Below are 25,048 nucleotides of genomic sequence, written 5' to 3'. Positions count from 1 at the left end.
ACCCACCCGCTGCCTGTACATGGGCAGGCTACGGTTTACTGCGTTCAGGCGCCCAGCATGGGCGGGATCCGCTGGTCCCAAGGCGCAATGGCTTCAATGGCGGCACAAAATTGAAGTACAGGCCCATCTGCAAACCGTGGCCCTACCACCTGCAACCCGATAGGCAACCCGTTGGGGCTCCAGCCGCAGGGAATGTTTGCTGCTGGGTTGCCACTGAGGTTGAAGGGGTAGGTAAAGGGCGTCCAGCGGGCCCACGGCACAGCACCGTCCTGCCCTGCGTACCCCGGCGGCGCAACTGCATCTGCCGCAAAGGGCAGCACGGGTAGGGTGGGCATAAGCAGCACGTCGTAGTCCTGAAACAACCCGTGCACCTGATTGGCGAACGCCGCTCGCTGCTGCACGCCTTGCAGGTAGCCAGCGAGGTTGTACTGGGCCGACCGCTTGATCAACGCAGCAAACCCAGGGTCCAGCTCGTCTAGTTTGTCGGTAAGTGATGCGCCATAGGCAATGCCTCGGCCGCCTACCCATAACGTTTCAAAGGTGGATAGCGGATCATTCCAGTCGAGGGAAAGCGTGGTGATATCAAGGTGCAGCTTGCTTGCGATGTTTTGAATGGCCGCTTCGACCGCCGTTGTAATGGCTGGATCGACGGCGGTATCAAACAGGGTGGGGGTATAGCCGACGCGTAACGCCCCCAAAGGCCTGTCACAGCGTGCCAGGTACGATTCTTCAGGTGCCGGCAGCGCCTGGTGATCCAGAGGGTCAGGGCCAGACAGAATATCGAACAGCAGGGCAGAATCGCGCACTGTGCGCGTCATAGGCCCTGCATGGCTCAGCATTTCAGTGGCCGACCATGGCCAGGTAGGAATGCGGCCCAAAGAGCCTTTCAAGGCGAATACGCCGCAGAACGCCCCTGGAATTCTTACGGAGCCGCCCCCGTCGGACCCCAGCGCCGCAGGCACCATACGCGCGGCCACTGCAATGGCAGAGCCGGAGCTGGAACCGCCACTGGTCAGCTGCGGGTCCCAGGGGGTACGGCCATTGCCAAAGACACGAGAGGTGCTCGCGCCGGTCCACCCAAATTCGGTTGTGGCTGTTTTGCCAAGAATGATGGCGCCGGCCTCTTTCAGCCGCCTGATGATCGGCGCGTCCCTGACCGGCACGTTATTCAAGCTTGTCAGAGAACCTTTGGTTGTGCGCAGGCCTGCTGTGGAAAACAGGTCCTTGATACCGAATGGAATGCCATGGAGCGGCCCACGGAAAATGCCCCTTCTGGCTTCCTCGCCCATTATGTGTGCTTGCTCAAGCGCTAACTCTGCATAGACATCGCCAAACGCGTTCAATGTGGAATTGTGGGTTTCTATGGCATCAAGACTGCGTTTAACCAAATGCTCGGGCGTCAATGTGCAGGCGTGAAGCAACGTGCTTGCCTCTATGACAGTCGGCATGGATAGGTTGTAGGGCTCAGTCATCATTGATGCTCCAGCAAGTGTGAGGCGTATGGCGATGGCAGTCGCATTACAGTCACAACGTCGTGAAGCGTCAAGTGGGATATGTTGTATTTGTTGGTTTTATGGTGTTTATTTTTTCTGCGGCACTTGTTGGGTGCAAATAAATGAACACTTGCGGCGCTTTGCCCAGTGGTGGTGCGTTCGTGCATCGATATCAACACGGCTCTGACCAAAGCCAATAAGCCGTGGCGGGTTCGGCTACGCTCTGATTGGCTATGCCTGTGAATTAACCTGGCCTACCTTGCCTGTGGAGGCTTCATGAAGTCAGTTGTCACACTGCTCTGTTTGCCCGTCGTTCTTCTCGGCGCCCTGGCGCACGCGGCTGGCGGCACTGTGAAAATCTACAATTGGGCGGCCTACATTGGCCCGACCACTCTTGACGAGGTGGTAATGCCCTCCAACCATCGGCCGATGACACGGGAGTGAATCGACATCAAGCGCGCAGGCCGTTGAGCGGATTATGGCGCCGTGCCCCGCTACGCACCTTGACGTGAGGCGCGGCAAAGCATAAATAGTGGCAAAATGATGTCTTTTGCCGTTAAAGTGAAGGCACCATGGGGTGCATAGTATGATTCGAAAAATTTCAGTTACGGATTTAGCCGTCGGCATGTTTCTGCATGAAGCCCTAGGCGATGGCATCACGCAGTCTCTCTGGAAAGTGGGGTTCAAGATCCAGCACCCTGTAGACCTGGAGCGCATCCGTGGGTCCGGCATGACTGAAGTGCTTATCGACACTGCCAGGGGCTTGGACGTGCCGCTAGAGGCGCCAGCACCAGCGCCAGCACTGTCTGTACTGGCTGGACAAAGCCTGCAGGCCGAAGTGGAGCAGGCCGTTGAAGTATGTGCCCGCGCCAAACGCGCCGTGGCTAGCATGTTCAATGATGCTCGCCTGGGCCAGGCCATTAGCAGTGATCGCTCACGCGCCGTAGTGGAAGAAATTGCCGAGTCGGTCATGCGCCACCCTCACGCTTTGATTAGCCTGGCGCGCCTGAAAACGGTGGATGAATACACCTATCTGCATTCGGTAGCCGTATGTGGGCTGATGGTGGCGCTGGCGCGTCAGCTGGGCTGGCCTGATGCCATGGTATTGGAGGCAGGCACCGCCGGGCTGTTGCACGACATTGGCAAGATGGCCATCCCGCTGGAAATTCTCAATAAGCCTGGCCGGCTCACCGATGAAGAGTTCGCGGTAGTGCGTGCGCACCCGGTAAGCGGCCTGGACATCCTGCGCCGCAGTGGTTTTCTCAGTGTGGCGGCCATCGACGTGTGCCTGCATCACCACGAAAAATTTGACGGCACGGGGTACCCCCACGGCTTGGCCGGCGAGGCTATCAGCCCGATGGCCCGCATGGCTGCCATTTGTGACGTCTACGATGCCGTCACTTCGGCTCGCCCCTACAAAAGGGCATGGGGCCCTGCCCATTCACTCAAGGAAATGGCGTCTTGGAAGGGGCATTTTGATGGGCACTTGTTCCAGGCCTTCGTGCGTACAGTCGGCATCTACCCCATTGGCGCTTTGGTCCGCTTGCGCAGTGACCGCCTGGCAGTGGTCATAGACCAGAACGATGGCGCCCTGCTGGCGCCCAAGGTAGCCGTGGTGCTTGACTGCAAACAGCGCCGGCGGCTGAGCACCACGTGCATTGATCTGTCCACAGGAGAGGACCGCATTGTGCGTATAGAACTGGCCCAGGATTGGGGGCTGTCAGATATGGATCAAGCGTGGTCAGGCCTACCTGCCTGACGCCACCGAAGCGTGGAGGGAGGGGAGGCAGGGGAAACTTTGCCTACAGGGTGACTAACGACCAATAAACACGCAAAATGGCCAGTCCTGCGATGGCTTGGCCATGCGCTGAACACTTCGGATTGGACCTGCTAACTCTATGCGAATGCGCCTAATGCTGTTGGGCGGCGGTAGCGCCCTTGGTCAAGCGCTGATTCGCCAAGGTGCCGAGGAAGACATCGGCTTCCTGGCCCCCCGCCCCCCGGATACCGTCTGGGACGCTTCCAGCCTGACCCAATTGCTCGACGATACCCGCCCGGATGCGCTGGTAAACCTTGCCTATTACCATGACTGGTTTCAGGCCGCGCAGGTGAGTGAATCACAGCTTGCCGCGCAGGAGCGAGCGGTGGAGCGCCTGGCCGAATTGTGTCAGCACCACGGCATCGTATTGATCCAGCCCTCTAGCTATCGAGTATTCGACGGCGCCCGTGCTACCGCCTACAGCGAAAAGGACGAGCCGCTTCCCTTGGGGGTACGCGGCCAGGCCTTGTGGCGTATCGAGCAGAGCGTACGCGCCATCTGCCCTCAGCACGTGCTGCTACGCTTTGGCTGGTTGCTTGATGACAGCGCCGATGGCTTGCTGGGCCGCTTCCTGAAACGCGCGGAAACAGCCAGCGAAGTACGACTGGCGGATGACCGCCGTGGCAACCCCACACCTATCGATGATGCGGCGCGCGTGGTGCTCTCCGTTATCAAGCAGCTTGATTGCGCTGCGCCGTTATGGGGGACGTACCACTACGCCGGCAATGAGGCCACCACCGCGGTCGCACTTGGCCAGGCCATTCTGGCCGAGGCGGCCGGGTTGCGTGCCTTGAGCGTCCGGGCGCCGACCCCACAGGCACACGCCGCCCGTGCCGACGCTGCAGAAGAACCCCAGCACGCTGTGCTGGCCTGCAAGAAAATCCTACATACGTTCGGCATCAAGCCACGCGCCTGGCGCGCCGGCCTGCCGACCCTGCTGGACCGGTATTACCGCCATGGCTGATCGCCCCATTCTGATTACCGGCGGTGCCGGTTTCATTGGTTCCCACTTGGTCCACGCGCTATTGGCGCGCGGCTATGCCGTACGTGTGCTGGACAACCTGTCCACAGGCAAGCGTGAAAACCTCCCGTTGGGGCATCCACACCTGCAGTTGTACGTGGGTGATGCTGCCGATACGGCGCTGCTTGCACAGGCCACGCAAGGTTGTGGGGCTGCCGTGCACCTGGCGGCGGTGGCGTCGGTACAAGCGTCGGTGGAAGACCCTGTAGCAACGCATCAAAGCAATTTCGTGACCACGCTGAACCTGTGTGAGGCGTTGCGGGCTAGCCAGGTTCGCCGTGTGCTGTTCGCATCCAGCGCCGCCATCTACGGCAATAACGGCGAGGGCGAGGCGATTGATGAAGCCGTTACCAAGGCACCCCTGACCCCTTATGCCGCCGACAAGCTGGCCAGCGAGCACTACCTGGATTTCTACCGGCGTGAGCACGGCCTGGAGCCGGTGGTGTTTAGGTTCTTCAATATCTATGGCCCTCGCCAGGATCCCTCTTCACCTTATTCAGGCGTGATCAGCATTTTCGCCCAGCGCGCACAGGCCGGTTTGCCGATTACTGTATTTGGGGACGGCGAGCAGACCCGTGATTTTTTCTATGTGGAAGACCTGGTTGGCTTGATGGTGCAGGCCTTGGAGGCCTCAAGCGCACCAGAGGGGCCCTTCAACGTAGGGTTGAACCACGCCACATCACTCAACCAGTTGCTGGAGGCGCTAGGCACGGTAGTGGGCGGGCTGCCAGCGATCACCTATCAGCCGGCCAGGGCGGGGGATATTCGGCATTCACGCGCCAACAACGCGCGGCTGCTGGCGCAGTTTACGCTAGGCGACACAACCCCGCTGGAAACGGGACTGCGGCGCTTGCTGGATGATGGGAGCCGCTGACAGGTAGGTCCCGGTAGGTTCCGGTAGGTCCCGGTAGGTTCTGGTAAGTTCCAGTGCTTCCCGGCCTCCGCCTTTGGCTCCGGCCGGGTCTACAGGCCATATACGACAGGGTGCATGTGGTTGCTGGCGAAGGCGCCGATATTAAAACTTGTACCCTAGCCCCACCATATACACCCAGGGGTCTACGTCCACGTTCACCTTGGTACGGCCTACGCCCAAGGCTGTCGGGCCATCCACACTGGCCTTGGTATTGATGTCGGCATACCACACGGCAGCGTTGAACATCAGGTGGTCGGTCAGCATGTAGTCCAGGCCTACCTGGCCAGCCAGGCCAATGGAGTCCTGCAGCTTGAGGTGGCTGAAGCCTTGAGTCTTGCGTTCGCTGCTCAGGTCCTCATCGAAGAACATCGTATAGTTCACGCCAACCCCGGCGTAAGGCTGAAAGCGCGACGTAGGGGCCATGGGGTAATACTGGAGGGACAGGGTAGGGGGTAGTTGTTTGATATCGCCCAGCTTGCCATCCAGCCCGTCGATGCCTGTCGCGTTGCTGATACCTTTAACGCCAACCCTGTGCTGGAAAGGCGTGGCGGCCAGCAGTTCGATGCCTACGTAGTCGGTCAGCATGTAAGCGAAGGCCAGGCCCAATTGGGTGTCGCCATCAAGTGTAGCCTTGGTGCCACTGATACGCGCGCCATCGAGCTTGAGCTCGCCGCTGTCCTCGGCAGGTGACACCCTTGCGGCGCCAGCGCGGATGATGAAGTCCCCGGCCTGATGGGCGAAGGCGGTGGGGGTAGCCAGTGCCAGGGCAAGTACAGCGGCACTGATGGCAGACGTTTTCATGACAGCTCCATGGGTAGGCGAATGAGTTCAATCCTGAACGCCCATCCCTCGCCGACTATTGATCCAGATCAATAACGGCACTATCACTGTCTGCGGCGCTGTGTCGCACCAAGTGCTCTAGTCCGGTAGTTCGTAGGCAAAAATCTTTTCTGCCTCCATCTGGTAGCCCGCTTCGGCCAGCTCGCTGCTACTGGCCTTGACCTGCATCGGGCCTTCGATCCAGTAGGGCTGGTACAACTCCTCTACCTTCACGCCCAGCTCACTGGTCACATGAACGATCTGGTTGGAAGGCGGAGGGGGCACATGGATGCAGGCGCCGTAGTAGGGCACCAGTAGAAAGTCCGTGGTGCGCCCTTCTTCGTTGACCTCCAGCGGTACGATGTAGCCGGGCAACCTGACGAGTTGGCCATTCAAAGCCTTCACCACCGGTGAATGGGGAGCAAGCTGGTGGGCGGCTGGGGCTGCTTCGGCCAGCCCTGTGCCTAATTTGGAGAGGTCATGCATGGGGGTGAGCACCGGGGCGATTTTTGGTGCGTCTGGCGGTACCAACGCCTCCCAAGTCAATACACGAATCGGTTCGGCATAGGCCGTGTTTACGGCCATTAGCAAGGCTAGCAATAGGGTGCGCACAGATAGCTCCTAGAGATGGACCGTCAGGCCATCAGCCAACGATTGCCGGTAGGCCCGCCAGGCAGGAATGGCCCCGATCAGGAGGGCAGCGCCGAATACCAGCCCCAGTAACGCGCATTCATAGGCGCTGGGTAACGTAAGTGGCAGGTATAAACCATAGCTAGCCTGCACATAACCCTGCGCGCAGGCGATGCTCACATACAGCAGCGCTACGCCGGCCACGATGCCCGCTGCCGCCAACGCGCCGGCCTCTGCAACCAGTAACACAGCGATCTGCCAAGGCCTCGCACCCACTGAGCGAAGAATAGCCATTTCCCGCCGTCGCTCATTGAGGCTGGTGAGAATGGCCGTCAGCATGCCAATCAAACCGGTGAGCACTACAAACAACGACACAACGAACAATGCCTGCTCTGCCGTACCCATCAGGCTCCACAGCTCCTGCAAGGCCACGCCTGGCAGAATGGCCAATAACGGTTCGTCCAGGTAGTCGTTCACCTCTCGCTGCAAGGCAAAGGTGGTCACCCGGTTCTTGAGGCCGATCAGCATGGCCGTGATCGCCTTGGGCGTAAGGTCCATGGTGCGTGCCTGGGCCGCGCTGATGCGTTCGGCGCCTCGTGCTGGCATGCCGTTGTGCCAGTCCACATGAATCGCCTCCATACCGCCCAGGCTGATATGCAGCGTGCGGTCAACAGGGGTGCCCGTACGCTTGAGAATGCCTACCACCGTGAAGGGTTTGTCGTCATGCTTGACCAAGCTGATGGTGGCGACACCATGGGCCAGTACCAAATGATCGCCTAAACTGTAATGGAGGGCGTCGGCAACCTCGGCCCCCAGTACCACTTCGAACGGATCGTCGGCGAAGGCACGGCCTTGCGCCAGTTCAAGGGCCTGGCCATGGCCATAGTGGTAATGCTCGAAGTAAGTGTGATCGGTGCCCATCACGCGGTAACCCCGGTGGGAGTCGCCCAGTGAAATTGGAATGGCCCACTTTACTCGTGGGTCTTGGGCATAGTGTTCGAAACTGCTCCAGCGAATGTTGTTCGTGGCGTTGCCGATGCGGAATACCGAATACAGCAGCAGGTTGATCGAGCCGGATCGGGCGCCGATGACAAGGTCCGTACCGCTGATGGTGCTGGCAAAGCTCGCCCGCGCCTCGGTGCGAACGCGCTCTACAGCCAGCAACAGGCACACGGAAACTGCAATGGCGAAGGCGGTCAGTGCGGCGGTGAAGCGGCGGTTGGCCAGGCTTGCCAGCGCAAGGCGTAGTAACGGCATCAGGCCTCCCGGGCGCGCGTAGCGCGGTTCAGGTCCATGAGGGATTCAGCCCGGTCGAACAACGGTGCCAGACTCTGATCGTGGCTTACGAACAGTAGGCCAGCACCGCCCGCCTGGCATTCTTCAAACAGCAGGCGCAGGAAGGCTTCCCGTGCATCACTGTCCAGTGCCGATGTCGGCTCGTCGGCAATCACCAGTTCGGGCTGGCCAATCAGGGCGCGGGCAGCGGCAACACGCTGCTGCTGGCCGATGGACAAGGCATCGGCGCGCCGGTCAAACAGCGAGGTGGGCAGGCCTAACCGCTCCAGCAACGTATCGGTGGCCTTCTCAAGGCTGCCGTGGCGATGCTGCGCGCGGGCCAGGCGAAGGGTGGAGAAGCGACACGGCAGGCGTACGTTGTCGCGAACCGACAGAAAAGGCAGGAGGTTGAACTGCTGAAAGATGTACCCGGTGTGGTCCACCCGAAAACGGTCGCGCGCCCCTTGGCGAAGCTGAGCCAGGTCCTGGCCCAGCAGCCGTACCTGCCCTCGATCAGGCAGTTGAACGCCGCCAAGCAACCCCAGCAGCGTGGTTTTGCCACTGCCGCTGGGGCCGCGCAAGAACAGGCTTTCACCTGTGCCTAGCTCAAGGGCAGGCAGGTCGAGCAACTCCGGCTGCCCTGGCCAGGCATAACCCAGGTTGTGCAGTTCGATCAACGCAGCCGCCATGTTCAGAACACCAATGTGCTGTTGTCAGGTGTCGCTTCAACGCCCACTTGGCCATTGGCGGTAATGGCCTGCACCAGCACTTTATGGGTCGCAGGGAAGGTGGTGAAGAAGCGGCTCAAGTCCAGGCGCTTCAACGCCTCAGGGTGCTCGCAGGTGAACTGGAAGTGCCCGTCGACATCGCTGTGATCGTGGTGATGGCCGTCGCCATCATCTTCATCGTCATGGTCATGGTCAGCAGGTTCTACAGCAGCGTTACCGAACAGTGGGCTAATCAGCTCCTGGTGCGTGGCGCTGCACTTGGCGGCCGGGGGCAGGTTGAACAATTGAGCGGGTGCTGCCAGCTGTTCATGTGCCTTCGCAATAGCGGCACGGTCGGCGTCGGTGCTAGGTGCGTGCTCGAACCCCACCAGGTTCATGCCGGGGCTGTCCAGGTCCAAGGCAAGGGTTTGGCCGTCTAGGGCAACATCCAGTCGCGCGGTGCCGTGCTCATGGGGCGCCAGCGTGGCATGGGCATGAGCAGGCTCAGTGGCAGCGTGTGCCAAGGCGGGCAATAGTGAGAGGGAGAGGGCGAGCAGGGCGTGGCGCATGGGAAAGATCCATTAGAGGTATTTGGTTATGTTATAACGGCTTTACCTCTCCGGCTAGGGTTTGCTTCGAAGCTTCATGTTAAGGTCGCTGTCATGGGCTATAGGGTGAATGCATGATCAGAATCACGGGCACGGTCGGCCAGTGGCCGATAGACCTCAACATAGACATGGGTGAGGGTGATTGGGCGCAACTGAAGGCCGCCCTGGATAACACACAGGTGGTGGCTACGCCTGCCGCGCCCGAGCCACGCCCAGCCGCTACCGACGCTGTGTGGCAGAACGCGTTGGCGCTGGTCAAGGCCAGCGGGCAGATCAGCGGGCCAGCGTTGTTCGAGCAACTGGAAGGGCTGACAGGGAATGCGGCAGCCGGCAAACGGCTGTTGGTGCGGCTGCGTCACTGTGATCAGGTGCAGGTAGTGAGCGGCGCCGACGCACCGCTCTATACCTGGGCAGGCGGTCAGTAAAGGGCAGCGAACAGCTTGCGGCGGTAGGTGGTGACCAAGGGGTGATCGTTGCCCAGCAGGTCGAACACCTGCAGCAGCGTTTTGTGCGCAAGGCCTTCATTGTAGCTACGGTTGCGCTGGAACAGTTTGAGCAGGCCGTCCAAGGCACCCTCGTATTGCTGGCGCGCCAGTTGCCGTATTGCCAGCTGGTAGGCCGCTTCGTCGTCTTGAGGGTTCTGGGCCAGGCGGCTTTTCAGGTCTGCAGCATCCGGCAGGTCGCCGGCCTGGCGCAGGAAGGTCAATTGGGCTTTTGCCCCGGCCAATGCAGCCTTGTGTTCGTCACCGGTCACAGCGTTCAGCACGGTTTCAGCTTCGGTTAACGCGTTGCGCTCTGCCAGGCAACGGGCATACAGGATCAAGGCGGCCATGTTGCTGTTGTCCGCGCTCAGCAGGCCTTGCAGGGCCGCTTCGGCCTCGCTGTAGTGGCCCTCTGCAAACAATGCCTGAGCCTGTTCAAAAGGATCGGCCGCCACGGGAGCCGGTTCGGCCACATGAGGTTCAAGCATGGCCCGGATGGCTGATTCCTGTTGGGCACCGGCGAAGCCATCCACGGGTTGGCCGTCCTTGAACAGCACCACGGTAGGCAAGCTGCGTACACCGAACATGGCAACCACTTGCTGTTCAACGTCGCAATTGACCTTGGCCATCAGCAGCTCGCCCTGGTAGCCCTCGGTGATTTTTTCCAGCACCGGCATCAAGGCCTTGCAGGGCGCGCACCAGTCGGCCCAGAAATCCACCAATACGGGCTGGTCGAATGATTTTTCGATGACCTCCTGCTGGAAGTTCGCATCGGTGGCATCGAAAATGTAAGCGGTGGCCTGACTCATGGTGACTCTCGAAGAAGACATGATTGGCGACACTATAATGGCTGCCGTGGCCGGCTGAAAGTCACGGCCGCTGGCCGTGGTACAGGCTTACCTGGCGAAACGCTTCAGGTTCAGCCAGGTCCGGCAGCGTCATGGCCTGAAGGTGTGCCAGCCGGGTATAGCACGGGTGGCTAAGGTCTCGAATACGAGAGTCGGCCACCAGTGCCTGCGGGGCGCGTTTCAGAAAGGCAGCCAGCAGCGGCAGGTTTTCCCGGTCGTACAACACATCGGCGGCCACTATCAGGTCGAAGCTGGCCAGGTCGAAGCTGTCGCCAGCAGAAAAAGCGTTGTCGCGGTATTCAAGCGTCACGCGATTGAGCGCTGCATTGGCTCGGCAGGCCTCCAGGGCTATAGGGTCCAGGTCGCACGCCACTACGCAGGCAGCCCCTGCACGGGCTGCTGCGATGCCTGCCACGCCTGACCCGGCGCCGAAGTCCAATACCCGCTTGCCTTGTACCCAATAGGGGTGCTGGGCGATGAAGCGTGCCAGGGCCAGGCCACTGGCCCAACAGAAGCTCCAGTAGGGCGGTGTGTCCAATACCCGCTGAGTTTCCTCGCGGCTGAAAGGCCGGTCCAGGTTGGCGGGGTCCAGCAACCATAGATGCAGCGCTGTACCCGGCAGAGCCACCTGCGCAAGCCGGGCCTCCCCGAGCAGTTCAGCCAAGGCGCTATGCAGGTGTTCAAGGGGCATTCAAGGGGCCTTGGTCATTTCCATCGTACCCAGCAGCTGCGTTGTAGGGCCGCCGATCTGCCTGGGCGTGAGGTGTAGAATCAGCTGGCCAGACTGGCTGGCGCGGCCGCGCAGTTCAACACGAGCATTTTGAGGGAACGCATCGGGGTTGAAGCGCAGGCGGAAGGGCAGCGGCTGGCCCGTACCGGCCAGTGTGGTATTGGCCAGCAGTTGCTGAGGCCGGCCCCGTTCGTCTATGACCAGCAGGGCCAGCTCCACCTCGGCACCACGAGGAATGGGGGTGAGGGTGCCGCTGAGTTCACGCTGATAAGCGGGCAAAGGCCCAAGGGGCTCCGGGTCGCGTATATCCGGGGCGGGGGCCTTGGCTGCCGCAGGCGCGGGGGCGGGTGGCGGCTTGGTGGGCTCGCTGGAGCAGGCGGCAAGCAGGCCGACGCAGCAGAGCAAGGCAAGTGAACGTACTGTCATGGGAAGCCTGTTCCTGTAGGCATGAAACCAGCGCGTCATCGCGCCTGGCCTGTATACCTGAAACCCAAGGCTGTGTCTGCGCCGGGCGATGCGCTAACATTGTTCTCCCTTCCAGAACGTACCGGCCACCATGCACTGTCCTTTCTGTGCCGCCAACGACACCAAAGTCATTGATTCGCGACTGGTCGCAGAAGGCGAGCAGGTCCGCCGCCGCCGCGAATGCCTGGCCTGTGGCGAGCGCTTCACCACCTTTGAAACCGCCGAGCTTGTGCTGCCTCGGCTGATCAAGCAGGACGGCAGCCGCCAGCCTTTCGACGAAGACAAGCTACGTGCAGGCATGCAGCGGGCCTTGGAAAAGCGGCCTGTAAGCATCGAGCGGATCGAAGCTGCGCTGGGCCATATCAAGGGGCAACTGCGTGCCACGGGAGAACGTGAAGTGAAATCGATGGTGGTGGGCGAGTGGGTGATGGCCGAGCTGCGCAAGCTGGATGAAGTAGCCTATATCCGCTTCGCCTCGGTGTATCGCCGCTTCCAGGCGCTAGACGAATTCCGGGAAGAGCTGGACCGCTTGGCTAGGGAGCCCGCTGCCAAATGAACAGCGTGACCCAAGATGCCGTGGACCGTCGTTTCATGGCCCGCGCGCTGGAACTGGCGCGGCAGGGCCTGTACTCCACTGACCCCAACCCTCGTGTGGGCTGTGTCATCGCCCGCGGTGACGAAACAGTAGGCGAGGGCTGGCACGTACGGGCGGGCGAACCTCATGCCGAAGTTCATGCGCTGCGGCAGGCCGGCGAAGCGGCTCGGGGTGCGACCGCCTACGTGACCCTTGAACCCTGTAGCCACTATGGCCGTACGCCGCCTTGTGCAGAGGCCTTGCTGGCAGCCGGCGTGACCCGGGTAGTGGCCGCCATGCAGGACCCGAACCCCCAGGTCGCCGGTCAAGGGTTGGCTCGGCTGGCTGCAGCCGGTGTCACGGTGCAGGCTGGCGTGCTGGAGGCCGAGGCCCGCGCGGTCAACCCCGGTTTCATCAAGCGTATGGAACAGGGCTTGCCTTTTGTACGGGTCAAGCTGGCCATGAGCCTGGATGGCCGAACGGCCATGGCCAACGGTGAGAGCCAATGGATTACCGGGCCGGATGCCCGGCGTGCGGTTCAACGCCTGCGGGCTCGTTCCAGTGTGGTTATTACCGGCGCAGATACGGTCATGGTCGATGGCGCGCGCTTGACCGTACGAGCGGCTGAGCTGGGCCTGCCGCCAGCTGCAACGGCCTTGGCAACCAGTCGGTCCCCCACGCGGGTATTGGTCGATGGTCGCTTGCGTGTACCCACCACAGCCCCTTTTTTCGCCGCGGGCCCATCGCTGGTGGTGTGTGCCCAGCCGCCGGCTGATTCTGCCGCCTATCAGGCGGTCAGCGCTGAGTTATTGGCACTGCCCGGTTCAGGCGGCCACGTAGCCCTGCCACAGTTATTGCGTGAACTCGCGCGGCGCGGCGCCAACGAAGTATTGGTAGAGGCCGGCTCGCGCCTGGCGGGCGCCTTTGCGCAGGCGAGGCTGGTAGATGAATACCACGTGTTTATGGCGGCCCTGTTCATGGGGTCCAGCGCACGGCCTTTGCTGGACTGGCCGCTGGCCCATATGGCCGAAGCACCAGCGCTCAAGATTGTGCACATGCGAGCGGTGGGCGACGACTGGCAGGTCATTGCCGTGCCAGCGCCAGCCCGCCCCGTATAATTCCCGTTTTCCCGGAGGTTTTCATGTTTACCGGCATCATCGAATCCATTGGCAGCATCCGCGCCCTCACGCCCAAGGGCGGTGACGTGCGCGTTCATGTGCATACCGGCAAGCTGGACCTGGGCGATGTGAAGCTGGGCGACAGCATTGCCGTCAATGGCGTGTGCCTCACTGCCGTGGAACTGCCCGGTGATGGTTTCTGGGCTGATGTAAGTCGCGAAACACTGGACTGTACCGCCTTCAACGATTTGAAAGCTGGCAGCCCGGTTAATCTGGAGAAAGCCCTTACCCCTAGCAGCCGGCTGGGTGGCCATCTGGTCAGTGGGCATGTGGATGGCGTAGGTGAAGTCGTTGCCCGTAGCGATAATGCCCGGGCTGTGCAATTCACCGTGCGAGCCCCGAAGGAGCTGGCCAAGTACATCGCCCACAAGGGGTCCATTACCGTGGACGGCACCAGCCTGACGGTCAATGCCGTCAATGGCGCCGAATTCGAGCTGACCATCGTGCCTCACACGCTGGCCGAAACCGTCATGGCTGACTACCGGCCAGGGCGCCGCGTCAACTTGGAAGTCGACCTGCTGGCCCGTTACCTGGAGCGTCTGCTGCTGGGCGACAAGGCCGCCGAGCCCGGGCAGGGCGGGATCACCGAAGGCTTTCTTGCCGCCAATGGCTACCTCAAATAACACCAAGGGGGTGCCGCGTGGCGCTCAACACGATTGAAGAGCTGGTAGAAGACATTCGCCAGGGCAAGATGGTCATCCTTATGGATGACGAAGACCGCGAGAACGAAGGCGACCTGATCATGGCCGCCGAATGCTGCCAGGCCGAGCACATCAACTTCATGGCGCGGTTTGCCTGTGGCCTGATTTGCATGCCCATGACCCGCGAGCGTTGTGAAACCCTGAAGCTGCCACTGATGGCCCCTCGCAATGGTTCAGGTTTCGGCACCAAGTTCACCGTCTCCATCGAAGCAGCCACCGGCGTGACCACGGGCATTTCCGCAGCAGACAGGGCTCGGACCGTACAGGCTGCTGCGGCCAGAGGCGCTGTAGCCGACGACATCGTCAGCCCAGGGCATATCTTCCCGCTGATGGCCCAGCCGGGGGGAACACTTGCACGTGCCGGGCATACCGAAGCGGCCTGTGACCTGGCCCGTATGGCCGGGTTCGAGCCCGCGGGGGTGATCTGCGAGATCATGAACAATGACGGCACCATGTCGCGCAGGGCTGAGCTGGAAACCTTTGCAGCCGAACACGGGATTCGCATCGGTACCATCGCCGACCTCATCCATTACCGCATGATCCACGAGCGTACCGTAGCGAGGGTGTCTGAGCGGCCACTGGACACCGACCTGGGGCCGTTCAACCTGGTGACCTACCGGGATTCGGTCGAAGGCGATGTGCACATGGCCCTGACCCTGGGGAAAATCCAGGGGGAGGAGCCTACGCTGGTGCGCGTCCACAACATGGACCCCCTCCGTGATCTGCTCATGGTGAAACAGCCAGGGCGCTGGAGCCTGCGGGCAGCCATGAGCCGGGTGGCTGAAGCAGGCGCAGGCGTGGTGCTGTTGCTGGGGCATGCGCCCGATGGCGACCGCTTGCTGGCGCATATCCGTGAGGTGACCGAACATGCGCCGCCCAAGGCCCTTACTACCTACAGCACCATCGGTGCCGGTTCGCAGATATTGCGCGATCTGGGCGTGCGCAAGATGCGCCTGATGAGTTCGCCAATGAAGTACAACGCGATATCCGGATTCGATCTGGAAGTTGTAGAATACGTGCCCTCCGAATAAACAGGCCCCTTGCCTGTTTTTGGACTTTACTTACCCACAGGCCGCTTCACGCGGCCTGGCTCTTTAAATACGAGACCGCCGAATGACCCTGAAGACCATCGAAGGTACCTTCATTGCCCCACAAGGGCGCTATGCACTGGTAGTTGGCCGCTTCAACAGCTTTGTTGTGGAAAGCCTGGTCAGCGGTGCGGTTGATGCACTGGTTCGCCACGGCATCAATGAAAGCGATATCACGGTTATCCGTGCCCCTGGCGCGTTCGAAATCCCGTTGGTAGCACAAAAGGTAGCCCAGCGCAGCGAGTTCGACGCCATCATTGCACTGGGTGCAGTCATTCGTGGCGGCACGCCGCATTTTGAATACGTGGCTGGCGAATGCACCAAGGGCCTGTCCCAGGTGTCCATGGAGTTCGGTGTGCCCGTGGCGTTCGGTGTGCTCACCGTAGACTCCATCGAGCAGGCCATCGAGCGTTCCGGTACCAAGGCAGGCAACAAAGGCGCCGAAGCGGCCTTGTCCGCTCTGGAAATGGTCAGCCTGCTGGCGCAGTTGGAGGCCAAGTGATCAACGACGAAAACGAGCAGTTCAACCCTCGGGAAGCCAAGGACCCTGCTGCAGCGAAAAGCAAGACCGCGAAGCGCCGCGAGGCCCGCAAGATGGCCACCCAAGCCTTGTATCAATGGCAATTGGCCGGGCACTCGCTTAACGAAATCGAAGCGCAGTTCCGTGTGGACAACGATTTCAGCGACGTGGACGGTGCCTACTTCCGCGAGCTGCTGCACGGCGTACCATCCAACAAAACCGAAATCGACAAAGCCCTTGCACCCTGCGTGGACCTGACGCTAGACGAAATGGACCCGGTCGAGTTGGCGGTGCTGCGCCTGTCTACGTTCGAATTGCTCAAGCGTGTGGACGTGCCTTACCGAGTCGTCATCAACGAAGGTATCGAGCTGGCCAAGATCTACGGCGCCACAGACGGTCACAAGTTCGTCAATGGGGTGCTGGACAAGCTGGCGCCGCGCCTGCGCGCGCCCGAAGTCAAAGCGCACAAGCGCTGAGGCCGTGGCACTAGGGGAGTTCGAGCTGATCCGCCACTACTTTGCGGCGGCAGCTTGCGCACGTGCTGTTAACGGCGTGGCCTTGGGTATCGGCGACGATTGCGCGCTGCTTGCGCTACCTGAAGGCGAACAGTTGGCCGTCTCTACCGACACCCTTGTGGAAGGTGTGCATTTTCCACAGGGCGCACCTGCGTACCGGCTGGGGCAACGAGCGCTTGCTGTTGCGGCCAGCGACCTGGCCGCCATGGGCGCGACGCCGATTGGGTTCACCCTGGCACTGACACTGCCAGCCGTTGCCCCCGCATGGCTGCAGGCCTTCGCCGAAGGGCTGGACAGCATGGCGTTGGCGTGTGGCATGCAACTGGTAGGGGGTGATACCACCCGTGGGCCATTGAGCCTGACCCTTACTGTTTTTGGCAGTGTACCTGTGGGCCAGGCGCTGACCCGCCATGGTGCTCGCCCTGGCGACCTGCTCTGTGTGGGCGGAACGCTAGGGGAGGCCGCAGGTGCCTTGCCGCTGGTTCTGGGCGAGTGCACCGCTGTAACGCCTATCAGCGACCTGCTGCTTGAACGCTATTGGGCACCACAACCTCAATTTGCCTTGGGCCTGGCGCTACGGGGCCTGGCAACGGCTGCCCTGGATATTTCCGATGGTTTGCTGGCCGATTGTGGACATATCGCGACGGCTTCGGGCGTAGCACTTGAAATAGAACAATCAAGCGTACCGTTGTCAGATGCCGTGTGTGCCTTCGCTGGCAGGCCTGCTGCCTTGCAAGCGGCGCTCAGTGGCGGCGACGATTACAGGTTGGCGTTCACATTACCCGCGCAGCACCTTGAGGCATTGCGTCTACAGGGCCACATGCCCTTCGTGATCGGCAAGGCGCTGGCAGGCAGCGGCGTAAGCCTGCTTGATGAACGGGGTCGACAGATCACGCCCCGCCAGCTGGGCTATCAACATTTCCGGGAGCAACCGTGACAGACCATCCGAACCAAGTACCTGCGGAGTTTGTGCCACCTTCAGTGTGGCGCAATCCGTGGCATTTTCTCGCGTTCGGCTTTGGCTCGGGTACCTTGCCCAAGGCACCAGGTACCTGGGGTTCATTGGTCGCGCTGCCTTTCATCCCACTATGGCAGATGCTGCCCGATTGGGGGTATTGGCTAGTACTGGGATTGACCATGCTGTTTGGCTTCTGGCTATGCGGCAAGGTCGCCGATGACCTACGTGTGCATGATCATGAAGGCATCGTGTGGGACGAAATGGTCGGCATGTGGATTACCCTATGGCTGGTGCCTGAGGGCTGGTACTGGCTGGTTATAGGGTTTCTGGTATTCCGGTTCTTCGATATTCTCAAGCCGTGGCCCATCCGCTGGATCGACCGGCATGTGCATGGCGGCATCGGCATCATGCTGGACGATGTGCTTGCCGGTGTCTTTGCCTGGCTCGCAATGCAGGGGCTGGTACAGTTATTGGCCTGACCCTGGCACAAACACGGATCGCGCCAAATGGAGTAGGCAATGTTCAAGTGGGTGGCGTCATTGTTGTGCGGGCTGCTGGCCACCGGGCTCGTCAGCGCGCAGGTGGCCAAGACTGTACCGGCGTCTGGCACTGTTGCCATTGTCAGCGATGCCTGGGAGGACTACACCGGTGCTGACGGTACCGGGCTGGGGTGGGACCTGATGCGTATCATTTTCGAGCCAGCCGGCTACGAAGTGGTATGGCGGATCGAGCCTTATCTTCGGTCCGTGGGCCTAGTGCAGCGTGGTGAGGCCGATGCCTGGGTGGGGTCTTACAAGGATGAGCAAAACTGCCTATACCCCCGCTGGCATTACGACACTGACCATATCTATGCTTTGAGCCTGGCCAGGCTGCCAGCGCCAACCCCTACCAGCCTGGGCGACTACCGCCTCGCCTGGGTGCGTGGTTATGAGTTCCAGCGTTACCTGCCATCGGCAAAACAGTACGAGGAAATACATCGGCGGGACGGCATTCTTGAAATGCTCAAGCGTGGCCGTGCTGACTACTACATCGATGCTGAGCAGGAAATGGATTACATCCAGCAGCAAGCGCCAGACCCTATGGCCTATAAAATGACCCACCTCATCGACTTGCCGCTGTACCTGGGTTTTACAAACAGCGAGAGGGGTCGCGAATTGCGCGACGTCTTTGATCGGCGTATGGACGAACTGGTCGCCAACGGTCAGCTGCGAGCCATCTACAAGCGCTGGAAAATGCCTTACCCCTTTGAGCGAGAGCCCACCAAGCACACCGAAGGCCGGGCTGATAGAGCGCATCGATAGGTAAGGTCAACTATTCGGGCTAAGCCACCTTCAGGCGCAGATGTTACAATGTGACATCCTCTGCGCGCCGCTACCTTTAAAGAGTGGCCACTAACATTTTCCCTACTTAGATAGGAGCACAAGGTGCCAGTCGCTTTTGTCGCCGCTTCCAAACTGCCTACGCCCTTCGCAACCTTCACGATGCATGGGTTTCTTGAGGAAGCCACCGGGCGTGAACATGTCGTACTCAGCCTGGGCGATATCGCCGATGGCCAGCCCGTGCTTGGGCGTGTGCATTCCGAATGCCTAACAGGCGATGCGTTATTCAGCCAGCGCTGCGACTGCGGCTCCCAATTGGAGGCTGCCTTGCAAGCCATTGCTCAGGAAGGCCGCGGTGTGTTGCTGTACCTGCGTCAGGAAGGACGGGGCATTGGCCTGATGAACAAGATCCGTGCCTATGAGTTGCAGGATCAAGGCGCCGATACCGTGGAAGCGAACGAGCGCCTTGGCTTTGCCGCCGACCAGCGGGATTACACAATCTGCCAGCCGATGCTGGCGCATTTGGGCGTGAGTTCACTACGGCTGATGACCAATAACCCTCGCAAGGTGAAGGCCATGACTGATATGGGCATCAAAGTAGCCGAGCGTGTTCCGTTGCACACGGGCCATAACCCGCACAACAAGTACTACCTGGCAACCAAGGCTGGCAAGCTTGGGCACATGATGGGCAATTGAACTCAAGCAGCCTTGTTTATTTGCAGGCGGGCCCCTACTTGCTGGCGGAGGCAATGCCGCCTGCGTGTGTAGGGGTGAACCCTGGGCTGTGAAGCGAGCTTCAGCCCGCTGCCTGTAGCCTCGCCTGAATGGCCTTTTCGATCCCAGCTTCGTCCAGGCCGCACTCAGCCAGCATTTGCGCGGGCTTGGCATGTTCCACATAGGTGTCCGGCAACCCCAGGTGCAGCAAGGGTACGCACAGGCCCTGGCTTGCCAGGAACTCTCCCACGGCCGAACCTGCCCCACCCATGGTGGCGTTTTCTTCCAGAGTGACGATCAGTGAGTGCTGGCCAGCCATCTCGCGGATAACGGCTTCGTCCAGCGGCTTCACAAAACGCATGTCCACCACTGTAGCGTCGAGGCGTTCTGCCACCGCCAACGCCTCGGTCAATTGCACACCGAATACCAGTATCGCTACGCGCTTACCGCGCCGGCGTACCACGGCTTTGCCGATCTCTACTGTATCCAGCCCAGGTGCTAGTGCAGCGTTCGGCCCGGTGCCACGGGGGTAGCGTACGGCCGCCGGCCCCATGTACTGGTAGCCCGTGCTTAACATCAGCCGCAGCTCGTTTTCATCACTGGGTGCCATGATGACCAGGCCGGGTATGCAGCGCAGGAACGAGAGGTCGAAGCTGCCGGCATGGGTAGGGCCATCTTCACCTACCAAGCCTGCACGGTCGATGGCGAACAGTACATCCAGGCCTTGTACCGCCACGTCATGAACCAGTTGGTCGTAGCCCCGCTGCAGGAATGTGGAGTAGATCGCCACCACCGGCTTGATACCATCGCACGCCAGGCCTGCCGCAAGAGTTACCGCGTGCTGCTCAGCAATGGCGACGTCAAAGTAGCGCTCGGGGAAACGCTCGCTGAACGCTACCAGGTCCGAACCTTCCTTCATTGCAGGTGTGATACCCACCAAGCGCGCATCTGCGGCTGCCATGTCGCAGAGCCACTGGCCGAACACGGCGGAGTACTTTGGCCCCGCTGCTTTTTTAGGCGGCGCTATCACAGGCACCAAGGGGTCAAGCTTGGTAATGGCGTGCCAACCGATCGGGTCAGCCTCGGCTGGGCCAAAACCCTTGCCTTTCTTGGTGACCACGTGAAGAAACTGCGGGCCCTTGAGGTCCCGCATGTTGCGCAGCGTGGCGATCAAGGTAGGCAGATCATGCCCGTCGATAGGCCCGATGTAGTTCCAGCCCAGCTCCTCGAACAACGTACCAGGCACCAGCATGCCCTTGGCATACTCCTCGGTGCGGCGCGCGATTTCCCAAGCCCCTGGCAGGCGGGACAACACCTTCTTTCCGCCTTCACGCATGCTGGCATAGGTGCGGCTGGACAGGATTTTCGCCAGGTAATTGGACAACCCGCCCACGTTGCGGGAAATGGACATGTCGTTGTCGTTCAGCACAACGAGCATGTTGGCGTTGACTTCAGGCGCATGGTTGAGCGCTTCGAACGCCATGCCTGCGGTAAGTGCGCCATCACCGATCACGGCGATAGCCTTGCGCTCGCTGCCTTGCAGGCGGGCGGCAATGGCCATGCCCAGTGCGGCACTGATGGAGGTGCTGGAATGCCCTACGCCAAAGGTGTCATAGGGGCTTTCACTGCGGCGAGGGAATGCGGCAAGGCCGTCTTTCTGACGCAGGCTATGCATACGTTCCCGGCGACCGGTCAGTATTTTGTGTGGGTAAGCCTGATGGCCTACATCCCATACAAGGCGGTCTTCGGGTGTGTCGAACACATAGTGCAGAGCGATGGTCAGCTCAATCACTCCCAAGCCGGCGCCGAAATGGCCGCCCGTCTGCCCTACGGTATAGAGCAGGTCCTGGCGCAGTTCATCGGCCAGGCCTTCAAGCTCGGCTTCGCCCAGCCGTCGTAGCCCAGCCGGTGTATCAGCCTGGTCTAGCAGCGGAGTTGACGGGCGCTCACGGGGAATCTCTTGGAACGTCGTAGGCATCAGGCGGATCGTTTTGGAAGCCATAAAGGGAAAGAGTTTACCCTAAGGCGGAGAGCTGTAGGAATCTGGCTCACCCGTGATAGCACATCCGCGGGCAAGCCAGGCCGTCAGTTGCGACGATCGACGATATAGCGCGCCAGCGCCCGCAGCGGTTCGGCGCTGCTCGAAAATGGCTGCAGGGCGTGAAGCGCCTGGTCACGCAACTCATGGGCATAGGCCTTGGCCACGTCCATGCCCAGCAGGGCAGGGTACGTCGGCTTGTCGCGGGCAATGTCTGCCCCCTGGCGCTTGCCCAGCGTTGCGGTATCGCTTTCCACGTCAAGGATGTCGTCCTGCACCTGGAACGCCAAGCCCACAGCGCCTGCATAGGCCTTCAAGGCACTCAGGCTCTGCGCGTTGGCACGCTCACTGGCCAGTGCGCCCAACACGACGCTTGCTTCAATCAAGGCACCGGTCTTGTGCCGATGCATCTGCTCCAGGGCCGCCTGGTCCAGCTTCAGCCCTACCGAACCCAGATCAATAGCTTGGCCTCCGACCATTCCGGCAGGGCCTGCACCCAGGGCAAGGGCGCGGACCATCTGCAATCGGGTGCCGTCACTTAGCCTGCCCAGGGCCATATCACTCAATGCCGCGAACGCCATCGCCTGCAATCCGTCTCCGGCCAATATTGCGCAGGCTTCGTCAAAGGCTTTGTGTGTAGTGGGCTGGCCACGCCGTAGGTCGTCATCGTCCATGGCTGGTAAATCGTCGTGTACCAGTGAGTAGGCATGAATGAGCTCTACAGCACAGGCTGCACCATCAGCGTTGGCCACTTCGCCCCCCAAGGCTTCACAGGCGCCGTACACCAGCAAGGGACGAACGCGTTTCCCGCCATTCATCACGCTATAGCGCATAGCCTCATACAGCCGGGCGACCTCCGCCAGGTGAGGCACGAACAAGAGGGTGAGGGCCCCGTCTACCCGCGCCTGGCACTGCGCCTGGTAACGCGCGATCATTGAGCGTCGTCCACGTCCAGTGGTGCTTCCACCAACTGCCCGTCGCGCTCCAGCAACTGCTGCACCTTGACCTCGGCCGCCGCCAGGGCGTCCTGACAATCACGGGTCAGGCCGATACCTTGCTCGAAGGCAGTGAGCGAATCTTCCAGAGACAATTGCCCGTTCTCCAGGCGCTCTACCAACGCTTGCAGGTCGGTAAGGGATTGCTCGAAGTCCAGAGCGGTTTTCTTTCGGGCCATGGTGGCGGTCTCGGCAGTCTTGATCAACCGCGCGACGTTAGCAGAGCGGGGCAAGGGGGGCAAACCGACGCTAGTGTTTGATGATGGAAATGCTGCCATTACGCTCCAGGATCGCATAGCGGATATCTTCCATACGCTCTACGCCTTCATTGGCGCGAGCGTTCTCCATGATGTCATCCTCGGTCAGGCGTGCCTTGGCCAGGCGCTTTTTCAGGGGCTTGCCGTTTTCCACAAGAATCATGGCGCTGTCATCCATGAACCGCGCCAAGCCATTGAACCGTTGCTTGGCCAGCGAAAACCCTACATCCATGGCAATCAGTGTGCTGATGATCAGTACCGCGTTAGTGAACGAAAAGTCGTCGCCTAATAGCGCTTGCTGGGTCGCTTCACCAATGATCAGCAGCAAAACGAAGTCGAAGGTGGTCAGCTCCATCAGCGAGCGGCGGCCAGCAATCTTGAACAGGATGATCAGCGCGATGTACATCGCGCCTGCGCGCAGGGCCGCGTCCATGGGAAGCTCCGAATGTCAGGGGTAGATGAATCGAGGAATAGCCAGTTGGGCGCCAGATGGCAGCGAATCAGAGGAAAGCGAGATAGTGCCGCGGTACAGCCCTACGCCATCGCTGCGCAAGGTGAGGTACAGCGTGGCGATACCGGTCGAGTCTGTGCGTACCGGGATTACCAGGTCTCGCCCCTCGCTGTGCGAAGGCCCGTTGATGGGGTGTACAGCTTCCAGGGTTACGCCTTCCAGCAGGCGTGCGCCGACGTGCACCTGCACGGCCTGGTCAGGTTTGCCCTTGGCTGTGACGATCAGCGTGTCCTGGGCGCCATTACGGCTGAAACGCTCGTATTCAACCCGCAATGAGCCATCTGGGCTTGAAAGGTCCCTGGAGGACAGCGGGCCCTTCGAGAACAGGCCCATCAGCGTCAGGGCAACCACCACCAGTAGCCCGTACCAGCCTATGCGTTCGATTGTCCAGGCACGTTGCTGCCGTTGCATGTTTTCGGCAACTGGGTACGTACGGTTGGTAAATTCGTTCTGGTCTTCCATGGTTACCCCTATGAGGCCTGGCTATTGGAGGGGGGCCTGGATGAAGCGTTCCGCAGCGGCCGCCGGGTGCCATTCGTCCGGCATAAATCAGGCGAGTGGGAACCATCGCCTGTTGCAAGCGCCGACAGTAGTAACCGGTGGCACCGCCACCCCCATCCTGGCATTGAGGAATGTAACCATGGACTCCTTACTCTCCGGCCTGATAAGCCTTGCAATCCTAGTAGCGGACATTTGGGCAGTCGTGAGCGTCTGGCGCAGCGAAAAATCCTCTGGTACCAAACTGGGTTGGACGCTGTTGATCTTCATCCTTCCCGTCGTAGGCCTGATCATATGGGGCATCATGGGACCACGCGCTATCGTGCCGCCAACCTCCCCTACGCACAGCAAAGGCTGAGGGCAAGGAGGGCCGAATGCGCTGTAAGGTAAATTCCGACAACCGGTGCAGCGAATTTTCTGCCCGCTGTGATGGTTGTCACAGTTCTCCAGGCCACGGAAATCGCGGCCTTTGATCTTCTGCCTACATTAGCCGCTTGCGGCAATGAGGATGAATCTCAAGAAGCCCGTAGTAGAGGGCTCAAGCATGGTCTACAGTGCAGCTTAACAATAAGAAACAGTAGAAGGATGTTTGCCATGCTTGACTACAAGAAAACTCATCGCTGCCTTCTTGCCGACGTAGCCTCTGGTCAATCTACCCATCGCGGGCAGCTGACCCAGACCTTGCAAGCCCTGGTACTGGGGGGCTTTCTTCGCAGTGAACGCGTGTACGACCCGGAACGGGCCATCGTGTTCAGGCTCACATTGACCGCTGCAGGGCATGAATACCTCGCAGGGTTGTGGCATTGAAGTTTATCCAAACCCCAGGGCCGGCAGGAAGCCGGCCTTTTGCTGTCTGGGCGCGACGCATGAAGGGGCTGGGGACGTAGTGGTTGGAAGCGGGGGCTGCGTAAGGTTAGATGGTCCCGCACTGGAATGGGCAAGCGCGGTGGAACCAAGGTTATCTATTGCAATACCCTAGCAGACAGGTACATATGGCTGTTGATGGTTTATACCAAAGCCAAGCTCGATAACCTTTCTGCGACGTTTATGGACCAATTGAGGGAGAGCATTAGCAATGGATAATGAAATGAAGAAATTCGAAGAAGACCTGCTAGCTTCTATACAGCAAATGAAAAATGGGGAAGCGGCCCGTACTACCGAAGTGAATTATCCCCCGCTGCCGAAGCTCGCATAAAAGTTGGTATCTCACAAAGCGCGTTTGCACGTCTTCTGGGCGTGAGCCTCCGTACCTTGCAAGACTAGGAGCAAGGCCGTCGTCAGCCCACAGGGGCAGCGCAAACGCTGTTGAGGTTAGCGAGTCTTCATCCGCAGGCATTGCGAGATTTGCAATCTACTTGAGAGCAAAGCGTAT

General features: G+C 60.5%; 30 protein-coding genes and 1 pseudogene. 17 read left to right on the top strand and 14 right to left on the bottom strand.

Annotation, left to right across the window (positions count from 1 at the left end; all coding sequences use genetic code 11):
* Positions 1 to 44: 44 nt before the first annotated feature.
* Positions 45 to 1,472 carry an amidase gene (locus HBH25_RS17150; RefSeq protein ID WP_420708514.1) on the bottom strand — a complete coding sequence of 476 codons (1,428 nt, stop codon included), beginning with the start codon at positions 1,470 to 1,472 and terminating at the stop codon, positions 45 to 47.
* Positions 1,473 to 2,079: 607 nt separating this feature from the next.
* On the opposite strand from HBH25_RS17150, the gene HBH25_RS17145 reads away from it, so the two are divergent.
* The 3 genes from HBH25_RS17145 (at position 2,080) to HBH25_RS17135 (ending at position 5,207) form a co-directional block, all read left to right on the top strand.
* Positions 2,080 to 3,252 (top strand): HD-GYP domain-containing protein, encoded by a 1,173-nt coding sequence (locus HBH25_RS17145; RefSeq protein ID WP_168085161.1) that lies wholly within the window; start codon positions 2,080 to 2,082, stop codon positions 3,250 to 3,252.
* A 139-nt stretch (positions 3,253 to 3,391) separates the two neighbouring features.
* Positions 3,392 to 4,276: a sugar nucleotide-binding protein gene (locus HBH25_RS17140; RefSeq protein ID WP_168085160.1), complete on the top strand. Its 885-nt coding sequence runs from the start codon at positions 3,392 to 3,394 to the stop codon at positions 4,274 to 4,276.
* The gene (locus tag HBH25_RS17135; RefSeq protein WP_168085159.1) at positions 4,269 to 5,207 is read left to right on the top strand and encodes an NAD-dependent epimerase/dehydratase family protein; all 939 of its coding nucleotides are present in this window, start codon (positions 4,269 to 4,271) and stop codon (positions 5,205 to 5,207) included. Before HBH25_RS17140 ends, HBH25_RS17135 begins: the two co-directional genes overlap by 8 nt.
* 141 nt (positions 5,208 to 5,348) lie before the next feature.
* Here HBH25_RS17135 and HBH25_RS17130 read toward each other — a convergent pair whose 3' ends face one another.
* The 5 genes from HBH25_RS17130 to HBH25_RS17110 all read right to left on the bottom strand — a co-directional run bounded on the left by HBH25_RS17130 (position 5,349) and on the right by HBH25_RS17110 (position 9,246).
* A complete protein-coding gene (locus HBH25_RS17130; RefSeq protein ID WP_168085158.1) occupies positions 5,349 to 6,047 on the bottom strand; it encodes an OmpW/AlkL family protein in 699 nt (232 codons plus the stop codon).
* A gap of 117 nt (positions 6,048 to 6,164) precedes the next feature.
* The gene (locus tag HBH25_RS17125) at positions 6,165 to 6,650 is read right to left on the bottom strand and encodes a DUF3299 domain-containing protein (protein ID WP_168085217.1); all 486 of its coding nucleotides are present in this window, start codon (positions 6,648 to 6,650) and stop codon (positions 6,165 to 6,167) included.
* Between the two features lie 36 nt (positions 6,651 to 6,686).
* On the bottom strand, positions 6,687 to 7,952 hold the full coding sequence (locus HBH25_RS17120) for an ABC transporter permease (RefSeq protein WP_168085157.1): 1,266 nt from the start codon (positions 7,950 to 7,952) through the stop codon (positions 6,687 to 6,689).
* Positions 7,952 to 8,659: an ATP-binding cassette domain-containing protein gene (locus tag HBH25_RS17115; RefSeq protein WP_168085156.1), complete on the bottom strand. Its 708-nt coding sequence runs from the start codon at positions 8,657 to 8,659 to the stop codon at positions 7,952 to 7,954. Before HBH25_RS17115 ends, HBH25_RS17120 begins: the two co-directional genes overlap by 1 nt.
* 2 nt (positions 8,660 to 8,661) lie before the next feature.
* Positions 8,662 to 9,246, bottom strand: coding sequence for a DUF2796 domain-containing protein (locus tag HBH25_RS17110; RefSeq protein WP_168085155.1), 585 nt, complete (start codon positions 9,244 to 9,246; stop codon positions 8,662 to 8,664).
* A gap of 113 nt (positions 9,247 to 9,359) precedes the next feature.
* Between HBH25_RS17110 and HBH25_RS17105 the strand changes: the two genes are divergently transcribed.
* Positions 9,360 to 9,710: a hypothetical protein gene (locus HBH25_RS17105; RefSeq protein WP_168085154.1), complete on the top strand. Its 351-nt coding sequence runs from the start codon at positions 9,360 to 9,362 to the stop codon at positions 9,708 to 9,710.
* Here the strand turns inward: HBH25_RS17105 and trxA are convergent.
* The 3 genes from trxA to HBH25_RS17090 form a co-directional block, all read right to left on the bottom strand.
* Entirely contained in the window at positions 9,704 to 10,576 is an 873-nt protein-coding gene (gene trxA, locus HBH25_RS17100) for a thioredoxin (protein ID WP_168085153.1), read from the bottom strand. The genes HBH25_RS17105 and trxA overlap by 7 nt on opposite strands.
* Before the next feature lie 61 nt (positions 10,577 to 10,637).
* Complete coding sequence (locus HBH25_RS17095; RefSeq protein ID WP_168085152.1) at positions 10,638 to 11,306, bottom strand: class I SAM-dependent methyltransferase; 669 nt, start codon at positions 11,304 to 11,306, stop codon at positions 10,638 to 10,640.
* Positions 11,307 to 11,771 (bottom strand): YbaY family lipoprotein, encoded by a 465-nt coding sequence (locus tag HBH25_RS17090; RefSeq protein ID WP_168085151.1) that lies wholly within the window; start codon positions 11,769 to 11,771, stop codon positions 11,307 to 11,309. It abuts the gene before it with no gap.
* A gap of 130 nt (positions 11,772 to 11,901) precedes the next feature.
* On the opposite strand from HBH25_RS17090, the gene nrdR reads away from it, so the two are divergent.
* From nrdR to ribA, 10 genes are all read left to right on the top strand, one after another.
* A complete protein-coding gene (gene nrdR, locus HBH25_RS17085) occupies positions 11,902 to 12,366 on the top strand; it encodes a transcriptional regulator NrdR (RefSeq protein WP_168085150.1) in 465 nt (154 codons plus the stop codon).
* The gene (gene ribD, locus HBH25_RS17080) at positions 12,363 to 13,502 is read left to right on the top strand and encodes a bifunctional diaminohydroxyphosphoribosylaminopyrimidine deaminase/5-amino-6-(5-phosphoribosylamino)uracil reductase RibD (RefSeq protein WP_168085149.1); all 1,140 of its coding nucleotides are present in this window, start codon (positions 12,363 to 12,365) and stop codon (positions 13,500 to 13,502) included. Before nrdR ends, ribD begins: the two co-directional genes overlap by 4 nt.
* Before the next feature lie 23 nt (positions 13,503 to 13,525).
* Positions 13,526 to 14,185, top strand: a complete 660-nt coding sequence (locus HBH25_RS17075) for a riboflavin synthase (protein WP_168085148.1) — start codon at positions 13,526 to 13,528, stop codon at positions 14,183 to 14,185.
* Between the two features lie 17 nt (positions 14,186 to 14,202).
* Complete coding sequence (gene ribBA / locus HBH25_RS17070) at positions 14,203 to 15,294, top strand: bifunctional 3,4-dihydroxy-2-butanone-4-phosphate synthase/GTP cyclohydrolase II (RefSeq protein ID WP_168085147.1); 1,092 nt, start codon at positions 14,203 to 14,205, stop codon at positions 15,292 to 15,294.
* Positions 15,295 to 15,376: 82 nt separating this feature from the next.
* Positions 15,377 to 15,853 (top strand): 6,7-dimethyl-8-ribityllumazine synthase, encoded by a 477-nt coding sequence (ribH, locus tag HBH25_RS17065; protein WP_168085146.1) that lies wholly within the window; start codon positions 15,377 to 15,379, stop codon positions 15,851 to 15,853.
* Complete coding sequence (gene nusB / locus HBH25_RS17060; RefSeq protein ID WP_168085145.1) at positions 15,850 to 16,347, top strand: transcription antitermination factor NusB; 498 nt, start codon at positions 15,850 to 15,852, stop codon at positions 16,345 to 16,347. Before ribH ends, nusB begins: the two co-directional genes overlap by 4 nt.
* Positions 16,348 to 16,351: 4 nt before the next feature.
* The gene (gene thiL, locus HBH25_RS17055; protein WP_324616908.1) at positions 16,352 to 17,323 is read left to right on the top strand and encodes a thiamine-phosphate kinase; all 972 of its coding nucleotides are present in this window, start codon (positions 16,352 to 16,354) and stop codon (positions 17,321 to 17,323) included.
* Positions 17,320 to 17,823 carry a phosphatidylglycerophosphatase A family protein gene (locus tag HBH25_RS17050; RefSeq protein WP_168085143.1) on the top strand — a complete coding sequence of 168 codons (504 nt, stop codon included), beginning with the start codon at positions 17,320 to 17,322 and terminating at the stop codon, positions 17,821 to 17,823. The genes thiL and HBH25_RS17050 overlap by 4 nt, the downstream gene beginning before the upstream one ends.
* Before the next feature lie 39 nt (positions 17,824 to 17,862).
* Positions 17,863 to 18,645, top strand: a complete 783-nt coding sequence (locus tag HBH25_RS17045) for a substrate-binding periplasmic protein (protein ID WP_168085142.1) — start codon at positions 17,863 to 17,865, stop codon at positions 18,643 to 18,645.
* A gap of 123 nt (positions 18,646 to 18,768) precedes the next feature.
* Positions 18,769 to 19,359 (top strand): GTP cyclohydrolase II, encoded by a 591-nt coding sequence (gene ribA, locus HBH25_RS17040; RefSeq protein WP_168085141.1) that lies wholly within the window; start codon positions 18,769 to 18,771, stop codon positions 19,357 to 19,359.
* 100 nt (positions 19,360 to 19,459) lie between these two features.
* Here the strand turns inward: ribA and dxs are convergent, their stop codons facing one another.
* From dxs to HBH25_RS17015, 5 genes are all read right to left on the bottom strand, one after another.
* Positions 19,460 to 21,355, bottom strand: coding sequence for a 1-deoxy-D-xylulose-5-phosphate synthase (gene dxs / locus HBH25_RS17035; protein ID WP_168085140.1), 1,896 nt, complete (start codon positions 21,353 to 21,355; stop codon positions 19,460 to 19,462).
* A gap of 107 nt (positions 21,356 to 21,462) precedes the next feature.
* Complete coding sequence (gene ispA / locus HBH25_RS17030; RefSeq protein WP_168085139.1) at positions 21,463 to 22,350, bottom strand: (2E,6E)-farnesyl diphosphate synthase; 888 nt, start codon at positions 22,348 to 22,350, stop codon at positions 21,463 to 21,465.
* A complete protein-coding gene (locus HBH25_RS17025) occupies positions 22,347 to 22,589 on the bottom strand; it encodes an exodeoxyribonuclease VII small subunit (RefSeq protein WP_168085216.1) in 243 nt (80 codons plus the stop codon). The genes ispA and HBH25_RS17025 overlap by 4 nt, the downstream gene beginning before the upstream one ends.
* Before the next feature lie 70 nt (positions 22,590 to 22,659).
* On the bottom strand, positions 22,660 to 23,100 hold the full coding sequence (locus HBH25_RS17020; protein WP_168085138.1) for a DUF421 domain-containing protein: 441 nt from the start codon (positions 23,098 to 23,100) through the stop codon (positions 22,660 to 22,662).
* Between the two features lie 15 nt (positions 23,101 to 23,115).
* Entirely contained in the window at positions 23,116 to 23,640 is a 525-nt protein-coding gene (locus HBH25_RS17015; protein ID WP_168085137.1) for a hypothetical protein, read from the bottom strand.
* Positions 23,641 to 23,818: 178 nt separating this feature from the next.
* Between HBH25_RS17015 and HBH25_RS17010 the strand changes: the two genes are divergently transcribed.
* The 3 genes and pseudogenes from HBH25_RS17010 to HBH25_RS23395 all read left to right on the top strand — a co-directional run bounded on the left by HBH25_RS17010 (position 23,819) and on the right by HBH25_RS23395 (position 25,035).
* On the top strand, positions 23,819 to 24,034 hold the full coding sequence (locus tag HBH25_RS17010) for a PLD nuclease N-terminal domain-containing protein (protein ID WP_168085136.1): 216 nt from the start codon (positions 23,819 to 23,821) through the stop codon (positions 24,032 to 24,034).
* A 236-nt stretch (positions 24,035 to 24,270) separates the two neighbouring features.
* Positions 24,271 to 24,483, top strand: a complete 213-nt coding sequence (locus HBH25_RS17005; RefSeq protein ID WP_168085135.1) for a hypothetical protein — start codon at positions 24,271 to 24,273, stop codon at positions 24,481 to 24,483.
* A 268-nt stretch (positions 24,484 to 24,751) separates the two neighbouring features.
* Positions 24,752 to 25,035: pseudogene (locus tag HBH25_RS23395) on the top strand (helix-turn-helix domain-containing protein).
* Positions 25,036 to 25,048 lie beyond the last annotated feature (13 nt).

Source organism: Pseudomonas quercus (assembly GCF_012033695.1).
GTDB classification, from domain to species: domain Bacteria; phylum Pseudomonadota; class Gammaproteobacteria; order Pseudomonadales; family Pseudomonadaceae; genus Aquipseudomonas; species Aquipseudomonas quercus.
This window is presented reverse-complemented; position numbering and strand designations above follow the sequence as displayed.